The organism is Coprobacillus cateniformis, assembly GCF_009767585.1.
In the GTDB taxonomy this organism is placed as follows: domain Bacteria; phylum Bacillota_I; class Bacilli_A; order Erysipelotrichales; family Coprobacillaceae; genus Coprobacillus; species Coprobacillus cateniformis.
In genome coordinates, this window is record NZ_WSNW01000001.1 from 3,545,573 (window position 1) to 3,564,205 (window position 18,633).

19 protein-coding genes are annotated in these 18,633 nt (G+C 31.6%); 6 read left to right on the plus strand and 13 right to left on the minus strand.

Features of this window, described 5'->3' with window-relative positions; genetic code table 11:
• Positions 1-6: 6 nt before the first annotated feature.
• Complete coding sequence (locus tag GQF29_RS17605; RefSeq protein WP_008789500.1) at positions 7-879, minus strand: branched-chain amino acid ABC transporter permease; 873 nt, start codon at positions 877-879, stop codon at positions 7-9.
• A 58-nt stretch (positions 880-937) separates the two neighbouring features.
• A complete protein-coding gene (locus tag GQF29_RS17610; RefSeq protein WP_008789499.1) occupies positions 938-2,089 on the minus strand; it encodes an ABC transporter substrate-binding protein in 1,152 nt (383 codons plus the stop codon).
• 365 nt (positions 2,090-2,454) lie between these two features.
• Here GQF29_RS17610 and GQF29_RS17615 point away from each other — a divergent pair, with 365 nt between their 5' ends.
• Positions 2,455-3,129 carry a manganese catalase family protein gene (locus tag GQF29_RS17615; protein ID WP_008789498.1) on the plus strand — a complete coding sequence of 225 codons (675 nt, stop codon included), beginning with the start codon at positions 2,455-2,457 and terminating at the stop codon, positions 3,127-3,129.
• Positions 3,130-3,284: 155 nt separating this feature from the next.
• On the opposite strand, the gene GQF29_RS17620 is transcribed toward GQF29_RS17615, so the two are convergent.
• Both GQF29_RS17620 and GQF29_RS17625 read right to left on the minus strand, forming a co-directional pair.
• Positions 3,285-6,197: an FtsX-like permease family protein gene (locus tag GQF29_RS17620; RefSeq protein WP_236916460.1), complete on the minus strand. Its 2,913-nt coding sequence runs from the start codon at positions 6,195-6,197 to the stop codon at positions 3,285-3,287.
• Between the two features lie 134 nt (positions 6,198-6,331).
• Positions 6,332-7,036, minus strand: coding sequence for an ABC transporter ATP-binding protein (locus GQF29_RS17625; protein WP_008789496.1), 705 nt, complete (start codon positions 7,034-7,036; stop codon positions 6,332-6,334).
• A gap of 81 nt (positions 7,037-7,117) precedes the next feature.
• Between GQF29_RS17625 and GQF29_RS17630 the strand changes: the two genes are divergently transcribed.
• Positions 7,118-7,621 carry a metallophosphoesterase family protein gene (locus GQF29_RS17630; protein ID WP_008789495.1) on the plus strand — a complete coding sequence of 168 codons (504 nt, stop codon included), beginning with the start codon at positions 7,118-7,120 and terminating at the stop codon, positions 7,619-7,621.
• 68 nt (positions 7,622-7,689) lie between these two features.
• On the opposite strand, the gene GQF29_RS17635 is transcribed toward GQF29_RS17630, so the two are convergent.
• The 4 genes from GQF29_RS17635 to GQF29_RS17650 are packed head-to-tail and all read right to left on the minus strand — an operon-like array spanning position 7,690 to position 12,483.
• Complete coding sequence (locus GQF29_RS17635) at positions 7,690-8,358, minus strand: potassium channel family protein (RefSeq protein WP_008789494.1); 669 nt, start codon at positions 8,356-8,358, stop codon at positions 7,690-7,692.
• Between the two features lie 4 nt (positions 8,359-8,362).
• Complete coding sequence (locus GQF29_RS17640; RefSeq protein ID WP_008789493.1) at positions 8,363-9,766, minus strand: TrkH family potassium uptake protein; 1,404 nt, start codon at positions 9,764-9,766, stop codon at positions 8,363-8,365.
• The gene (locus GQF29_RS17645) at positions 9,753-11,330 is read right to left on the minus strand and encodes an NAD(P)/FAD-dependent oxidoreductase (RefSeq protein WP_008789492.1); all 1,578 of its coding nucleotides are present in this window, start codon (positions 11,328-11,330) and stop codon (positions 9,753-9,755) included. Before GQF29_RS17645 ends, GQF29_RS17640 begins: the two co-directional genes overlap by 14 nt.
• Positions 11,314-12,483: an aminoacetone oxidase family FAD-binding enzyme gene (locus GQF29_RS17650; protein WP_017143713.1), complete on the minus strand. Its 1,170-nt coding sequence runs from the start codon at positions 12,481-12,483 to the stop codon at positions 11,314-11,316. The genes GQF29_RS17645 and GQF29_RS17650 overlap by 17 nt, the downstream gene beginning before the upstream one ends.
• Positions 12,484-12,598: 115 nt before the next feature.
• On the opposite strand from GQF29_RS17650, the gene GQF29_RS17655 reads away from it, so the two are divergent.
• Positions 12,599-13,336 (plus strand): YebC/PmpR family DNA-binding transcriptional regulator, encoded by a 738-nt coding sequence (locus GQF29_RS17655; RefSeq protein ID WP_008789490.1) that lies wholly within the window; start codon positions 12,599-12,601, stop codon positions 13,334-13,336.
• A gap of 6 nt (positions 13,337-13,342) precedes the next feature.
• A complete protein-coding gene (locus GQF29_RS17660) occupies positions 13,343-14,026 on the plus strand; it encodes an MBL fold metallo-hydrolase (protein WP_236916461.1) in 684 nt (227 codons plus the stop codon).
• Positions 14,027-14,048: 22 nt separating this feature from the next.
• On the opposite strand, the gene GQF29_RS17665 is transcribed toward GQF29_RS17660, so the two are convergent.
• The 5 genes from GQF29_RS17665 to GQF29_RS17685 all read right to left on the minus strand — a co-directional run bounded on the left by GQF29_RS17665 (position 14,049) and on the right by GQF29_RS17685 (position 16,565).
• On the minus strand, positions 14,049-15,176 hold the full coding sequence (locus GQF29_RS17665) for a DUF2812 domain-containing protein (protein WP_008789488.1): 1,128 nt from the start codon (positions 15,174-15,176) through the stop codon (positions 14,049-14,051).
• Positions 15,166-15,489 (minus strand): PadR family transcriptional regulator, encoded by a 324-nt coding sequence (locus GQF29_RS17670; protein WP_008789487.1) that lies wholly within the window; start codon positions 15,487-15,489, stop codon positions 15,166-15,168. The genes GQF29_RS17665 and GQF29_RS17670 overlap by 11 nt, the downstream gene beginning before the upstream one ends.
• A gap of 98 nt (positions 15,490-15,587) precedes the next feature.
• Positions 15,588-15,959 (minus strand): VOC family protein, encoded by a 372-nt coding sequence (locus tag GQF29_RS17675; protein WP_008789486.1) that lies wholly within the window; start codon positions 15,957-15,959, stop codon positions 15,588-15,590.
• A gap of 15 nt (positions 15,960-15,974) precedes the next feature.
• Positions 15,975-16,169, minus strand: coding sequence for a DUF6440 family protein (locus tag GQF29_RS17680; RefSeq protein ID WP_008789485.1), 195 nt, complete (start codon positions 16,167-16,169; stop codon positions 15,975-15,977).
• Positions 16,170-16,220: 51 nt separating this feature from the next.
• Positions 16,221-16,565, minus strand: a complete 345-nt coding sequence (locus tag GQF29_RS17685; protein WP_008789484.1) for an MmcQ/YjbR family DNA-binding protein — start codon at positions 16,563-16,565, stop codon at positions 16,221-16,223.
• 170 nt (positions 16,566-16,735) lie between these two features.
• Here GQF29_RS17685 and GQF29_RS17690 point away from each other — a divergent pair, with 170 nt between their 5' ends.
• Entirely contained in the window at positions 16,736-16,996 is a 261-nt protein-coding gene (locus GQF29_RS17690; RefSeq protein WP_008789483.1) for a GroES family chaperonin, read from the plus strand.
• Positions 16,997-17,008: 12 nt separating this feature from the next.
• A complete protein-coding gene (gene groL, locus GQF29_RS17695; protein WP_008789482.1) occupies positions 17,009-18,628 on the plus strand; it encodes a chaperonin GroEL in 1,620 nt (539 codons plus the stop codon).
• The last annotated feature ends 5 nt before the right edge of the window (positions 18,629-18,633 follow it).

Below are 18,633 nucleotides of genomic sequence, written 5' to 3' on the forward strand. Positions count from 1 at the left end.
ACTCACCTACACTTTCTCTCTTACATTTTGCCCAAACAACCCAGCTGGTTTGACTAGCAAAATGAAAATCAATATACCAAAAACAACTGCATCTGAAAACGTTGAAGAAATATAAGAGACTGTAAATGCTTCTGCCACCCCAATAATCAAACCACCAATCATCGCTCCTTGTATACTTCCAATACCACCAAGAACAGCTGCAATAAATGCTTTAATTCCAAGCATTGCACCTAAATATGGATTAATTAAAGAATAACTCAAGCCATAGATAATTCCAGCCACTGCTCCAAGTCCTGAACCAATTGCAAATGTCATAGAAATTGTATTATTGACATTAATCCCCATCAGTTCAGCAGCCCCTTTATCTTCACTGACTGCACGCATCGCTTTTCCTAACTTTGTTTTATTAATAAATAACAACAATAGAATTGTACATGCAAATGTTAAAATCAAAGATAATAAAGATACATAAGAAATACTTAACCCAAGTAATTCTAACTGACCACTTGGTAAAAAATCAGGAAACGTTATTGCTGCTGAACCAAAAAGAATCAAAAATAAATTTTGTAGTAAATAACTTACACCAATTGCTGTAATTAATACCGACAAACTACTGCTATTCCTCAGTGGTTTATAAGCCACTTTTTCAGTCACCACACCTAATAATGCACAGCCAGCAATAGATGCAATAATCGCAACAACAGGCATCCCTAACACGCTAAAAACAACATACGTTAAATATGCACCAACCATTATAATTTCACCATGTGCAAAATTAATCATTTTCGCAATACCATAAACCATTGTATATCCAATAGCAACTAGTGCATACATCCCACCTGTACTTAAGCCATTAATCATTTGTGTTAAAAGCTCCATAAATTGCCCCTCCTTCTTTTAAAAAAAGAAAGGAGAAAATTCTCCTTTACTTTTCTCATTAATCTAAATATGTGTAAGCTCCATCCTTGATTGTTTTGATAACCAAATCTTTAGTTGGATTGTGCTGTTCATCATATTCGAACTGTCCAGTAATACCACCATAATTTGTCTTCTCCAATGCTTCACATACTTTGTCAGGATCAGTCGTTCCAGCAGCTTCAACTGCTTTCAATAATACCCATGTTGCATCATATGCCATTGTACCAAACATATTTGTATCACTATTATATGCAGCTTTATATGCTTTAATATAATTTTGTACAGCATCTACACGGTCATCAAAAGTATTTGTATAATAAGCACCATTAAAAATACTCTTATCTACACCTTTTACACTCAAAACACCATCCCAACCATCAGTTCCTAAGAAAGTCCCTTCAAAATTTTTATTTTTAAATTGTTTAACCATTTTAGCAATAACTTCATAGTAGTCAGGAATAAATACTGCATCAGCACCTGAGTTTTTCACTTTATCTATATAAGTACCAAAATCAGCTTGTGTTTTTGGATATTTTTCCTCAAGAACAATTTGAACATTATCCTTTTTAGCTTGTTCAATAAATGATTCTGTACATCCAATACTATAATCACTATCACTATTTGTTAAAATAGCAATTTTTTTAGCTTTAATTGTCCCATCTCCAACTTTAGAAGCAATAAATTGTCCACCATGAGAATCATTAGAACAAGTTCTAAAGAAATTAGCTCTTGTTGAACCATCATTATTTAATGTTACAGCATCACCAGAAGCACTAGAAGAAACAATTGGTGTTTTATTCTTAGCAGAAGCATTTCCAACAGCTAGACTTTCTCCTGTTAAAACTGGACCAACAATTCCTACAACACCTTTCCCAACCAAACTGTTATAAGCATTAACTGCCTGTGTTTCATCTCCAGCTGAATCTTCAGCAATTAACTCAACTTTATATTTTGCATTCTCTGATGCGTTGTAATCCTTAATTGCAAGTTCAATAGAATTCGCTACTGGAATCCCATAAGTTGAAGTCTCCCCTGTTTTTGGACCAATAAATCCAATTTTGATAGTATCTCCATCTTTTAAAGTTGTTCCAGATGAAGCACCATCTTGTCCACCACAAGCAACTAGCATACTTGCAACTGCCAATGTCGACAATGCTCTTCTCAATTTCATTTTAATCTCCCCTTTTTTGTGTTTTTATAATATACACTTCATTATACTTAACATTTTATACAAGTCAACATATATTTAATATAATTTTTACATTATTCTAAAATACATAATTATTTTTCGGTTTTAGATAAATTTCAATATCTTTTCACAAAGAATGAATACAATTATTTTAAAATCCAATGTTTTAAAGTCACTTTATTCTTTTGTATATACATAAAAACAAATATAAAGCTTCTCTCCTTAACCTATTTGATTTTGGTTCTCTATATTCAAATCAATAGAGTATTTATTTATACAACAATGAAAATCTGTTATATCGTATAAAATTGATAGAATAAGCAGATAATATTATTGAGGTGAAAAAAATGTTTAAATATGAGAGTCGTTATTTACATCCTGTTAAAGTTGATAAACCAAATCCTAACTACGCAACTTTACTACAAGAACAGCTTGGAGGTCCACAGGGAGAATTGAAAGCTGCAATGCAGTACTTCGCACAAAGTTTTCGAATACGAGACAAAGAAATTCGTGATTTATTCCTCGATATTGCAACTGAGGAACTTTGTCATTTAGAAATGATTGCTGAATTGATTAATCAATTAAATGGGCATGAACCATGTGCCAACAAGGCAACCATTGGAAATGTAGAAGCTCATGTTCTAACTGGGCTGACTCCAATGTTAGCTAATGCATCAGGTTATTTATGGACTGCTGCATATGTTAATGAAACTGGTGATTTAGCTGCTGATATATTATCTGATATAGCTTCTGAACAACGTGCTAAAGTTGTTTATCAAAATTTATATCGTCAAATTGATGATAATGGAGTAAGAGAAACAATTGATTTTTTATTAAATAGAGAAGAAGCACATAACACAATGTTTAGACAAGCATTTAATAAAATCCAGGAATCAGCAAGTTCACAACAAGATTGGGGAGTCACAAAAGATTCTAGAATTTACTTTGATCTCTCAAACTTAGATGGGCAAAACTTTCAACCTAATGATGTTCCACCAAGTTTCAATTTAAATAAGTTTTAAATGATTATTTTGCCATATTGACTAAAAATATGGCATTTTTTCTTTCAAGAAAAAAAGAGATACTTTTATGTGAACTCCAAAAGTTGAACTATCAACTGAAAGGGTCAGTTCATTCATTATCTCTTTTTTGATATAATCCTGTATATAATTACTCTCTATTCAATACTTTTTAATGATTCAACCATATCAACCTTATTTAAAACATGACGCATTGTTAAATTAATTAACATTGTAAATCCTAAAGTTATAAAAACAGCGATAACATAACTTGATAAAGTTAAATTTCTCACAAACATTGTCATATCCAATTCAACAGTACGAATAATAAATTGATGTAAAGCAAAACCAAAAATCATTCCTACCAAAGATCCGATAACAGATAAAAGGATATTTTCTCTAAATATATAATCGTAAACCTCTTTTCTTCTAAAACCTAAAACTTTAATTGTTGCGATTTCACTCTTACGTTCTTGAATATTAATATTCGTCAAATTATATAAAACAATAAAATTTAACGCCCCTGCACAAATAATAAGAATCGCAATAACAATATCTAAACTCTGAACCTGATTATCGAATTCACTACCACTACTATCAATATAAGAGAGATTCCCATAGTGATGATCCTGCATATAATTTTCAAGGCTGGTTTTATTAGATTGCGTCATCTTCTTCATTGTCATAAAAGCGTGATTAATTTTCAAATGTGACGATGTTAAGTTCTCATATAATGTCTGAGACATATAAACGTAATTCATAAAATAGTTTTCCATAATACCAGAAACCTTTACATTATATTTCGTTCCTGATATTTCTATATCTATATTATCATTCACGTCAACACCTAACAGTTCAGCAGTTTTAATAGACAACACAATTCCATCATCTGATAAAGCAATTTTTTTATTCGTTTTCATATCATTGAAAGTTATAAAATTCTGAATATTATCCATGGATTGGTAAACCACCATACTCGCATACAAATCTTCCTTATTTTTCATCACCTGTACACTTTGATTCAATACATATTCTACGTTGCTAACTTCATCTCTTTTTAATAAATTCTCCTGATATGTCTTTGCATCTGTTATACTCACTTCTTTTTCCAAACGCACTTGCGCATCATAGTTTAATATCTTTTCATATTGTCTATCTACAACTTCTGATACTGAGTATTTAATTCCAAAACCAGTAATTATTAAGGCTGTACATCCAGCAATTCCAATAACAGACATAAAGAAACGTTTTTTATACCTAAAGATATTTCGCATTGTAACTTTTTGATTGAAAGAGAGTCGTTTCCAAATCATATCCATTTTTTCCAGAAAAATTCTTTTACCAAGTTTTGGAGCCTTTGGTCTCATTAATACGGCTGGCATTAAATTTAATTCACTCATACAAACCGAAAGTGTTGCTATCATTGTTACAAAAACAGAAATAAAGACTGTTTGAAAAGCAATCATATAAGTTGATGAAATGAAAGTTGGTGCATCTATTTGAAACAACATCAAACTATATAAATAATAAATGATTCTTGGGAAAAACTGTGTTCCTAAAACAATTCCTAGAACACATGCAAAGAACGTTGCAAAGATCACATAAACAATATACTGTTTAATAACATCCCATTTAGAATATCCTAAAGCACGTAAGGTTCCACTTTGACTTCTTTGTTCCTCAACCATTCTTGTCATTGTTGTCAAAGAGACAAGAGCTGAAACCAAGAAAAACATTAATGGAAATATATCAGCAATAGACGATATAGAATCTACATTAGAATCATAATTCACCAAACCAGCATTTTCATGCCTTGTTAATGTATAGAGTTTTCCTTTTGGAATTTGATTAACTTGTTCCTTAGCATCTTGAATCTGTAAATCTGCCTGATTTAATTTTTCTTTTGCCTGATCTAACTGATTGCGTGTTTTAAGTTCTTGTAAAGTTAATTTGTTTTCCTGCTGTTGTATTTGTAACTTTGCCTTTTGAATTTGTAAGTCTGCCTCATTTAATTTTGAAAATCCATCTAATGCAGATGATGTTGAATCCAACAGTGTTCTAATAGATGCAATATCATCTAATATTTTTTGTACCTCTGGAGGTGTTTCAGTTAATGGATTATCTTTATATTTTTCTAATTGTGCTTTCAATATTTCTAGATCTTTTTTGAGTTCTTGAGATGTTTCTTCAATTGTACCAATCATATCTTTGGTTTGTTGATTGGCTTGTGATTGTGCTTTAAGATAATCAGTCTCTTTTTCAGCTAATGCCATTTTTGCATTCGTTAATTGAATTTTTGCTTCTAAAATTTGTGTTTCAAAAGTCGTCTTTGAATCAGAATATGTTTTAAAACCTTTATCATATTCAGTTTGAGCTTCATCTAATTTCTTTTTTGCATCTGCTGACAAAGATTCATACAAGTCGCTTAAACGAAGTGATAGAGCACTTTTCACTTTTGTATTCACATTTTCAATATAATCATCATATTCCTCACTAAAAAGATTATAATCACTTGCACCATCAACAGCAATAGATATCTGATTATACAGCACCTTTTCATCACGCAAATCATACAAATCTTTAGGCAAAGCAAAAAAAGCATTATCTTGATTTAAAATTTCAATATATCCTAAGTTTGTTCCATCTCCTAATGTATTTGTTCCACGATCTGTCTTTGCAACATATCTTACATCCTTCACAATTCCGACCACTTCAAAAGTCTTTTTCCCTTGATCATTAGAGATTTCAATTTTATCACCAATTTGCGTTCCTGCTTTAGCAATTTCTACATCAATTAAACATTCATCACTTTTGCTAGGATATTTTCCATCATTTAAGATAGGCTGATTCAGCATCTCATCATTATACGTTTCACTCGTATAAACTTTGACACCTGACAATTTATTGTTCATCATCGTTAATGCATCAAATTGATATCCATATTCAATACGAGATATGCCTTTTAAATCTTTAACTTCATTTATATCATCTTGACTAAAGCCCAAAGTTGATAAATATGTTAAATCACAAAAACGATACTCATCTAAATAAGCATCCATTGTCTTCATCATGGTCCCTGGTGTATTTCTTAACCCTGCAAAAAAGGCGGCACCTAGAAATACAATAGAAAAAATTGAAAGAAATCTAGCTTTGGACTTAAAAATAGATTTCCATAAATTTTTCCAATACGCTGTTTTCTTTTGCTTTACCATTCGATTTGCTCTATTGGTTGAGGATTTTGATTCATCTCAACACTATAAACCTTTCCATTTCTCAAATGAATCACACGGTCTGCCATTGGTGCCAAAGCAGAATTGTGAGTAATAACAACCACTGTCATCTGATATGTTTCACACATCTCACGCAATAATCCTAAGATAGCTTTTCCAGTCTGATAATCCAACGCTCCTGTTGGTTCATCACATAATAACAGTTTGGGATTTTTAGCAATGGCTCTTGCAATCGCTACACGCTGCTGTTCCCCACCAGAGAGTTGTGCAGGGAAGTTAGACAAACGGCTATCAAGTCCAACCCTTTCTAAGACATTCCTTGCATCTAAAGGATTTTGGCAAATTTGTGTAGCCAACTCAACATTTTCTAATGCTGTTAAATTTTGTACAAGATTATAAAACTGAAAAACAAAACCTATATCATTACGACGGTATTCTGTAAGTTTTTTTTCATCATATAAAGCAATGTTTTCACCATCAACCAAAATAGAACCACTGGTTGGCGAATCCATCCCTCCAAGTAAATTTAAAATAGTCGTTTTCCCTGCTCCTGAGGCCCCAACAATAACAACAAACTCCCCTTTATTGACTTCAAAATTAACACCATCACTAGCATTAATCGTTATATCACCCATTGTATAGCTTTTTATAATATTTTTAAATTCTATCAAAGCACACATTTTTCTTACCTTCCTTTGCTGTATCTGTTAATATAATTATAGTAACACATTTTGAAATAAAAAAACATATGGAGGTTGAATATGAGTCAAATATTAATTATTTCAGATTCACACTATTTACGAAAGAATGAACTTCATCAATTTTTTAAACAATTTCCACACTGTAGCACGATTATTCATTGTGGCGATATTTATCCTGGATATCAGCCTGATGAATTTGACAACTTCTATATTTGCAAAGGAAATAATGATTATGTCAATCTGCCACGAATATTAAGTTTTACAATTGACCATGTTCGTTTTACTATAACTCATGGGCATATTAAAAACTATGCATATCAACCAGATTCATTATTAGAATTATTAAATGATTATCCTGCTGATGTCATTTGCTTTGGTCATACCCATATTCCATATTTTCAAAAAACCAAGGACTGTATAATTATCAATCCTGGAAGTTTAGCATTGGGCAGAAGTTACCCAAGGCAAAACACCTATGCTTTATTTGATACCGAGACCAAAGATATTCATTTCTATGATATGAAAACAAAAGATGAAATTATTTTAGAAAATAGACAGTTATAAAAAAAGATGGATTATCCAGTTGCGAAGCAACATATCCATCTTTTCATATTCCCAATCATTCATTTCTATTATTTTTCAACTAAATAATCAAATTTCTCTATTTTATCAGTTTCAGCAATCATTAGGAAATGGTCTTCATTTTGAATTAAATAACTTGGATCAATTGATAACAGTAACTTATGTGTTTTCATATCTCTTAATCCTAGAATATTAATACCGTAATTTTTTCTTAAGTCAAGACCATTTAAAGAATGCCCAACCCAGGCAAGTGGAACCTTCATTTCGACAATACTATAGCTTTCATCAATTTCCACAAGATCAGTAATATTCTTTCTCAACATTGATCTAGCAACTCTTTCACCCATTTCCTTTTCAGGGCGTACAACACGATCAGCACCGATTTTTTCTAATACGACTTTAAATTGCTTATTTTTTGCTTTGGCAATAATATGAGGAACACCTATTTCCTTTAAGTTCAATACACCTAAAAGACTTTCCTCAAGATGATTTCCAATCGCAACAACACCAACATCAAATTCTTCAACACCCAAGTCAATTAAAAACTGACGATCTGTAATATCCCCAATTACAGCCTTTGTGGCAAACTCCGAAACTCTTTGTACACATTCTGGATCTTTATCAATTGCTAAAACTTCACAACCAAATTGTGATAATGTTTTTGTAATTGTAGAACCGAAAACACCTAAACCTAAAACAACATATTGTTTACTTTGCATAATACTAACCTATTAAGACATCACTTTGAGGATATGAGATGTCTTTTCCTTTCATCTGACTATAACGTTTAGCAAACATCAAAACCATTGTAATTGGCCCTATACGACCTATATACATCAATATAATTATGATGACTTTACCAACACTTGTCAATAGTGGTGTTATACTTGCTGATAACCCAACAGTTGCAAATGCTGAGAAAGCTTCAAATGTTAAATCAATAAATGGCAATGCCTCTTCTGTAATTGAAAGTACAAACAAACCACTTATCGTTATAAAGAAACTGACCATAGCAATTGTTAAAGAACGCTTAACTACCTGATCAGCAATTGAACGCTTCATCACCTTCACAGTATCGCTCCCTTTAATCAACGCGAAAATATATAATAACATAATAGCAACTGTTACAGTTTTAATACCACCAGCTGTTCCAGCAGGTGATCCACCGATAAACATAAACATTGACATTAATAATTTGGTAGAAACATGTAAACTTGCCATATCAACAGTTGCAAAGCCAGCAGTTCTCAAAGTCGTTGACTGGAAGAAGCTAGCTAGAACTTTTTGTGGCCAATCTAATGGTCCTAAGGTTGCAGGATTATCAAATTCTAAAGCAAGAATAATCATCATTCCAGACACAATTAAGAAGGTTGTCATAATTAAAACAATCTTTGTATGAACTGATAAAGCAGATATATATCTTTTTAATTGAAAAACTTTAAAGTTCTCTTTATATTTATGCCAAGATGTTCTCAAATCAACCCAAACAATAAATCCAAGTCCTCCAGAAATGATTAATCCAGCAATGACAAGATTGACCAAAACATTTCCTTGATAACCAATCAATGATTGGCTGCCAAGAATATCAAAACCAGCATTACAAAAAGCAGAAATCGCATGAAAAATCGAATAATATATTCCTTTTGCAAAACCGAATTGTGGAATAAAAACGAAACTCAAAAGAAGTGCTCCTGTTAATTCTATAACTGCAGTATACTTAATAACTCTTTTGATATATATAGCAATTGCTCGCATTGAACTCTGATTTAAAGCTTCTTGCATAATTAACTTATTTGTATAAGATAATTTCTTTTTAAATGCAACTAACATCATATTTAGTAAAGTTAAAAAGCCAAGACCACCAATTTGTATAAGTGCTAATATAATCAATTGACCAATCAAAGAATATTGTTCTGATACAACAATTGGTACAAGCCCTGTCACACAAGTTGCAGAAGTTGCTATAAATAAGTGATCCAAATATGGAATAACTGTTCCATTATTAGAAAAAGAAAAACATAAAAGAATTGAACCAATCAAAATAACCATAAAGAAACTAAAAGCAATTCTTCTCGTTGGTGAGAAAGATTTCTTCTTCTTATCTTTATGAATATCAACAGCTTCCATTTTTATCCTCCCTCAAAATCATTTCTGCACACATGATTCCATCAACTGCGGCCGACATAATACCACCTGCATAACCAGCACCCTCTCCAATTGGGTAGATGCCAGCAAAACATGATTCATAATATTCATTTCTCAACAACCTTACTGGCGCACTACTACGTGCTTCAACTCCAGTAATTAATGTATTTTCATCTATAAAACCAGGCATTTTCTGATTCATCAATATGAGTCCCTCTTTTAAGTTGCGATTAATAAAATCAGGAAAAAGAAGATTCAAATTACTAAAAACATAGCCAATTTGATAACTTGGCTTAACAGTTCCAAGCTGAGTTGAAATTCTATTTTCTAAATAGTCCTGTACCAATTGAACAGGAGCACAATAATTGTGACCTCCCATTTCAAATGCAGCCTTTTCTAATTGACGCTGGAAAGCAATTCCTGCAAGTGGATGTTCACTTTCAAAGTCTTCCGTCTTTACATTAACCAATATTGCGCTATTTGCATTGACACCATCTCGTGCATAATAACTCATACCATTTACACACAACGTTTTCTCTTCGTGCATGGAAGGCACAACATAGCCACCTGGACACATACAAAATGTATAAACACCTCTTTTTTCTTTTGTTGTAACAGCCAATTTATATGGTGCAGCTTTTAAATAAGGAGATGTTGCACTATCTTTGTATTGAATACGATTAATAGATTCTTGTGACTGCTCAATACGCACTCCAACTGCAAAAGCTTTCTGCTCCATTAACAAACCTTTATTGTAGAGCATTTCATATGTATCTCTAGCACTATGGCCAATTGCCAAAACAAGATCATCAGCCTCAATGAGAACTTCTTTTTGCTGGTGGATAGCTTTGACATACTTTTTATCATCTTTAATCTCAAAATCAACAAATTGAGTATCAAATAGAAACTTTACCCCTTTTAATTCCATCTCTTGACGCATGTTTATTAACACACGTCGTAAATAATCTGTTCCGATATGAGGCTTAGACAGATATAAAATATCTTGAGGTGCGCCATGTTTAACAAATGTTTCTAATATATATTGTAACCTTTTATTTTTAATTCCAGTCGTTAATTTACCATCTGAAAAAGTCCCAGCTCCACCCTCACCAAATGCAATATTACTTTGAGAATTAAGTTGTCCACATTTTAACAAAGCATCAACGTCTTTAACCCTTTGTTCAACAGGCTGCCCTCTTTCTATAACTGTTACTGCTTGCCCTACCTGTGACAATACATAAGCACAAAAAATGCCAGCGGGTCCACTTCCTACAACAACAACCTTGTGATCATTGCGTGGTAAATACTCATATTGATATGGTTTCACTCTTTGCACTTGTTGATGTTGTCTCAAAACAGTTTCTTCATCATCAACTTCAAATTCAAAACTACAAATCAAATGAACTCGCTGCCTTCTTGCATCTACTGATTGTTTAACAAGACGGACATTCTTCATTTCTTTTTCACGCATATTTAAGACTTGTGAAAGAATTTTTGCATAATTATTTTTACCCAATGCGACTTTCACATTATTTATTCTTAGCATGGAATTCCCTTTCTATTGCCTGAGCTACACGATATGCACTTGCAAATGCAAAATGCAAATTATATCCACCACATAGCCCTGCTACATTTAATATTTCTCCAACAGCATACAGATGTGGATATTTTTCAATCTGTAAATCATGATTGACTTCCAGAAGTGATAAACCGCCCTTCATAACCTGTGCTGTCTCATACGATCTGATTCCTGTCACTTGAAGACGAAAATCCTTAAATAGTTTGACTATTTCAAGTGTTGAAGTAAGATTTCTTCTTGCAAAATATGTAGAAATCTTATTATGAAGTAATCCATCGTAGAAATGATTATAGCCCTTATTCATTCTAAGTTCAACATATTCATGCAATTTCTTTACATCTTGATCATCAAAAAAATCAATTGAAAGCTCATATTGATGATTTTCCTGATAAAAAGCAGAAAGTTGCATGACTGCAATACCACTGACTCCATAATCAGTAAACAATAATTCCCCTTTTTCTTTATGAATACATTGATTATTTTCCAACAATGAAAATGTTCCTTTCACTCGAACACCTTTCCATTCTTTAATAACTGGTAATGTCGTCATTTGAACTAATGAAGGTGTACTCTTCACAACATCTAATTTTAATTTTTTCAAAATATCATAGCGAGAATTATTTACACCCGAGAGTTTTCCTGCTTCACTCCCCATAGCAAATATAACATAATCAGCCTGATATGTCTGATGTGTTGTATGGACTAGATAACGTTTACTTTGTTCAATGCTGATAACTTCCTGATTATAAAAAAAGGAAACCCCTAATTCATTTGCACAATTCATCATCACTTGTTTTACTGATAATGCCTGTTCACTTTTAGGATATAATAAATTACCTTGATAGACACAATACAAACCTAGTTCATTCATTTGTTTTAACATATCAAATTGATCAATAATATCTTGGACATAATCTTTTTGATCAGTACTAAAATAATCAACGGACATGTCTTTATTTGAGAGATTACATCTTCCATTTCCAGTTGCTAATAATTTTTTCAGTGGTGATGCATTTTGTTCTAAAACAATGATTTCACATTGATATTCTAATTTCTGTTTTAATAATATAGATAAATAAACACCTGAAGCCCCTGCTCCAATAATGATAATTTTCTTCACAATTGTCACCTCTTCACCTATTTTATACGAAATATAAGGATTATACCATTTTTTATTGAAAAATAGTGAAAAAATGTTTATAATACAAAAGTAATTTTAAAGGAGGAATCATTCAATGGGTAGAGCGCACGAAGTCCGTAAAGTCGCAATGGCAAAGACTGCAGCAAAAAAAGCAAAAGTTTATTCTCGTTATGGAAAAGAAATTTATTTAGCTGCAAAAGCTGGTGGTCCTGAACCTGATGCAAATCTATCATTAAGACGTTTAATTGAAAAAGCAAAAAAGGAGCAAGTCCCTGCTGATGTTATTAAACGAGCTATCGATAAAGTCAAGAGTGGTGTTACTGAAGATTATGAACCAATACAATTTGAAGGTTTTGGTCCTAACAACTCAACAATTATCGTCAAATGTTTAACAGATAATATTAATCGTACTATTTCTCAAGTTCGTCCAGCATTTACAAAATCTAAATCTAAATTAGGAGCTGAAGGATCAGTTGCTTATTTATATGATGTTGAAAGTACTGTTATTTTTAATGGTATGGATGAAGAAGCTGTATTAGATGCTTTAATTATGGCAGAAGTTGATGCTAAAGATATTGTAACGTTAGATGATGGACGTATCAAAATCACTGGTGAACCAACTGATTTATATAAAATCAAAACTGCAATTGAAGAAGCAAAACCTGATGTCGAATTTGATGTTGATGAAATCACAACAACTCCACAAGATTATGTGGAACTTGAAGGTGATGATATGATGTTATTTGAAAGATTAATGGATTTATTAGATGATTGTGATGATGTCGATCAAATCTTCCATAATGTTTCTAATTATGATGATGGAGAAGAATAACATGCATTGCATGTTATCTTTTTTTGTATGCTAGTTACACATCTCTATCATAGTGGATGTCTCATTGAATTAGAACATCATAGCCTTCTCTTTGATTATTATCAAGGAGATTTAAAACTCAATCAAGAAAAACCACTTTATATCTTTGTTTCTCATAGACATTTTGATCATTATAATCCGCAAATATTTAAACTTAAACATCCAAAAATCACCTATATTCTCTCAAATGATTTAAGACATAAATACGATGGAAATTATGTTGATGTTCACCAAACATATCATTTTGATGATATAAAAGTCAAAACTTTGTTATCTACTGATGAAGGATGTGCTTTTATTGTAGAAGTTGAAAATAAAACTATTTATTTTGCTGGAGATTTAAATTGGTGGCACTGGGAAGGCGAACCCAATCAAGATAACGATTACCAACGCAGCACATATCAGCAGGAAATAAACACTATCTGTCAGCCTCTTGATATTGCTTTTGTTGTTGTAGACAAAAGACAGGAAGAAAGTTATCTGCTCGGTTTACAATATTTTTTAAATCATGTCCAAGTTCGATATATTTTCCCTATTCATTATTTTGGTGATTATACAATTAGTGATCAGTTAAAAAAAGAAAAACTTGATAATCCATATCATGCTCAAATCATAGATATACATCATCAAGATGAAACATTTGAAATCTAGATCTCATTAGAGATCTTTTCTTTTACCATCCAAATTCTAGATACTTCTTTGTCTCTGTATTTAACAATTGATGATTTCCTCTTAAAATACGATTATCCCTACAAACAAGAACATTGTCCTCACTTATGAAATAAAGGTCATATCCTCTATCAGTCGTTTTTGTATAATGACTATAAGAAAGGAGATTTTTCAATACAATCGGATAGAGTCCCTCACTGTAACTTTCAAAATACATCAGCTGATTACCATCAGCCACCTCATAATTAACATAGCATGCTAAACTTGATTGCTGAAAGATGATGTATGGTTTTTCAGCTGCTATTGGCAAATTGACTTTTGGATAAGCAGTTCCAGATATAAAATAAGAAATTGAAATAAGACCTGCTAAACAAAACAATGTCAATGGGATTTTCAAGGCAAACCAAATATTTTCAGTTTTATTAATAAAGCAACTGCCAACAACTCCAACAATAATATAAATAATAATGATAATTTCATAAGTTATATATGGCATTTTTGCAAGGATAACAGCAATTAATGAGAAAAGACAAGCAATAAGTATGGAAGTATAATAAGAACGTTTTAATATATGGATATATGTATAATTCACTTTCTTAGTCAATTTATATTTCACAAAAGGATAAATATTAGCTATAAAGACATTAAGAAATATAAATAACCAAAAAAGAATACTCATTATCCAATAGTCATTTGAAATACTGAGAACATCTAATGAGAAATATGCCCAAAACAAAAATAGCCCACAAGCAGACATGAAAAAATCATAAATAAAATGACGATGTGAAGTTTTAGAAATAACATCTTTTTCGACCTTTTCATCTGTATGAATTGGCCTAGCCTGTGTGGAAGTAAAAATAGAGAATGGCTCACAGTAATCCAGTAATTGATAACCATTTTTCTGAAAATATTCAAAGTATTCTTCCTTTTGAGGAATATTTATGAATCCATCTTTTTTACTATAAACATCTACATAATAATAGATCTCATGAACAGGTTCAGTTTTGAAAACAAGATATTGAGAATGAATTTTTGTTAAATATTTACCATTCTTAGCCATCTCATTTATATAATCCTCTAATTGTTGCTTTTCAAAGTAATGAAATTTATTATATTTTAATTCATGATTCATCAATATCCTCCTCACTCTTCTTTGTATCTTCAATCATTTCAAGGAGATGCTGATATTCTTTTTCTAACATTATACGACCTTTATCTGTCATAATATAACTTCTCTTGCGCCCTTCTGTCTTCTTTTCATGTATCCATTTTTCAGCTTCAAACTTTGAAAGAATTGCATATAATGTTCCTGGACCAAGAATAATTCTTCCATGTGTTAATTTTTCGATATATTGTGAAATTTCAACACCATATCTTTCTTTTTTTAATGCTAATAAAACATAATACATTTGTTCTGTTAATGTTTTCAATTGAACCCTAGGCATACAATCAACTCCTTCATATCGTCTAACGATATGTTCCTCATCTTCAGTCTATTATCGTTTAACGATATTGTCAACAAAAAAAGAGAAAATCATATTTTCTATGATTTCTCTCTAATAATCTCAAACCAGTAATCATCTGGATCATTAATAAAATATAATCCCATAGCCTCATTTTCATAACAAATACAATTCATTCTCTGATGTAATGCATGAGCTTCTTCATAGTTATCAACTGTAAAACAAATATGGCTTTCATTCTCTCCAAGTTCATAACTTTGAGGATGATCCTTTAACCATGTTAATTCTAATTGAAATGGTGAAACACCATCACTTAAATAAACAAGTTTAAAACTGCCATCACTTGCTTCTTTTTCTCGAATAACTTCTAAGCCTAATGCTTCTTTATAAAAATGAATACTCTTTTCTAAATTAGTAACATTAATATTACAATGATTAAATATTGCTTTCATCTTATTCGCTCCTTTTTACTCATCTTTTGGAAAAACAGTTGTTATCATAGGTTTTCCTTCACGATCTACAAGAATTGTTAATCCTCCAGAATTCCCACTTGAATGGTAAAGATAATGAATACCAGTTTCTTTATCGACGAGGATTTCCGTTGCAGTCGCAAATGAACTTTGTTCATAGATACTTATAAAACGTTTATCTTTTTTTGCCATACTTCTTCCTCCATCGTTAACATTATAACAGAATCAAACGTTATTCCAAAATTATTTTCTTTTTCGTTTAACTAAAGTTATATCATAGCTTTCTTGAATCATTATCTCAATATCTTTTGGATCAACTGTACCATCTAGAATAATTGAATTCCAATGTTCTTTACTTAAATGATAACCTGGAACAACAGATTTATATTTTTCTCTAAAAAAATCTAACCACCCTTTTGTTCCCTTCACATTCACCCAAATACTTCCATTTCTTTCAAATATCCACGCAAATATTTTATGATTTTCGTGATGTCTCATACATGTCCAATTCGTATCAGAGAATGGATAATCTTCATATACATTTTGATATGTTAAACAATATGTAATGATTTCTTGCCTTGTCTTCATTATCTCACCTTCTTTTTTATTATACATAAAATATAGATAAAATGATAGGTATTTAGCACTTTCTTATAACTAGTGCCAAAAAGTTCATATTCAATTCACATTTAAGTTTATAATTATTTGTGTTAGCAATCTATAGTTATGAGTGCTAAGCATAAAAAGGAGGAATAAAAATGTTAAAGCCATTACATGACTATGTTATTTTAAAAAAGGAGCAAGCTGAAAAGCAAACTGCAAGTGGGATTATTCTCACCAATCCAAAGGAACAGGCAAGCAATCAAGCAACAGTTGTTGCTGTTGGTCCAAAATGTGACGACCATTTAAAAGAAGGAATGACTGTTATTTTCAAGGAATATTCAGGAACAAAATTTAAAGATGAAGAAACTGAATATATGATTTTAGAAGAAGAAGATATTTTAGCGATTGTTGAATAGGAGGAATTAATCATGAGTAAAGAGATTCGTTTTTCTAAAGATGTTAGAGATGCAATGTTAAAAGGTGTCAATACTTTGGCTGATGCTGTGAAAGTTACAATTGGTCCAAAAGGACGAAATGTTGTTTTAGATAAGGGATATGGTTCACCACTCATTACAAATGATGGAGTTAGTATAGCTAAAGAAATAGAACTAGAAGATACTTTTGAAAATATGGGTGCTAAACTTGTCTATGAAGTTGCCAATAAGACAAATGATGTTGCTGGAGATGGTACAACAACTGCGACTATTCTAGCCCAAAGTATGATTCAAAATGGATTAAAAGCCGTTGAAAAAGGTGCTAATCCTGTTTTAATGCGTGAAGGTATTGATTATGCAAGCAAGGAAGTTGCTAAATATATTTTAGATAAATCTCATATTGTAGAAACAAGCAATGATATTGAAAGTGTTGCAACAATTTCAGCTGGTGATCAAGAGATTGGTAAAATTATTGCACAGGCGATGGAAAAAGTCGGTAGAGATGGGGTCATCAGTGTTGATGAATCAAACAGTTTTGATACTGAATTAGAAGTTGCTGAAGGTATGCAATATGATAAAGGTTATGTATCTCCATATATGGTGTCAGATCGAGAAAAAATGACTGTTGATTTAGACAATCCAATGATTATGGTTACTGATCAAAAAATCAATACAATCCAAGAAATTCTACCAATTCTTGAACAAGTTATGCAAGCCAATAAATCTTTATTGTTAATTGCTGATGATTTCGAACAAGAAGTCATTTCTACATTAGTTGTTAATAAATTAAGAGGAACATTTAATGTTGTTGCAACAAAAGCACCAGGTTTTGGTGATAATCAAAAAGAAATCTTACAAGATATTGCAATATTAACAAATGCAAAATTCTATAGTAAAGATTTAAATATGAATTTAAAAGATATGCAAATGGATGAATTAGGATCAGCTAAAAAAGTTCATATTACTAAAGATCACTCAACTATGATTGGTGGCGCTGGTGAAAAAGATGCAATTGATCAACGTGTTCATGAAATTACTCAACAAATGAATAATTCAAAAAGTGAATATGATAAGAAAAATTATGCTGAAAGATTAGGTAAATTAAGTAATGGTGTTGCTATTATCAAAGTCGGTGGTGCAACTGAATCAGAATTAAAAGAAAAGAAATTAAGAATCGAAGATGCATTAAATGCAACAAAAGCTGCTGTCAGTGAAGGAATTGTTATGGGTGGCGGTGTGACATTAGTTAATGCTTATGTTGCTTTAAAAGATCAATTAAAAGATAAAGATATTGATAAACAAAAAGGTATTAAGGTTGTTTTAGATGCATTGCTTGCCCCAATGAGTCAAATTGCTGAAAATGCTGGCTATAATAGTGATGAAATCGTTGAAAAACAAATGAAGTCTCCTGAAGGTCAAGGCTTTGATGCAAAAGATGGTGAATGGGTTGCAATGTTTGATAAAGGTATTATTGACCCAACAAAGGTAACACGTAGCGCTTTATTAAATGCCGCAAGTATATCTGCATTATTCATTACAACAGAAGCTGGTGTTGCCCCTATTAAAGAAGACAATCCTGCTCCAGTTCCAATAGGTGCTCCAGGAATGTACTAATATTT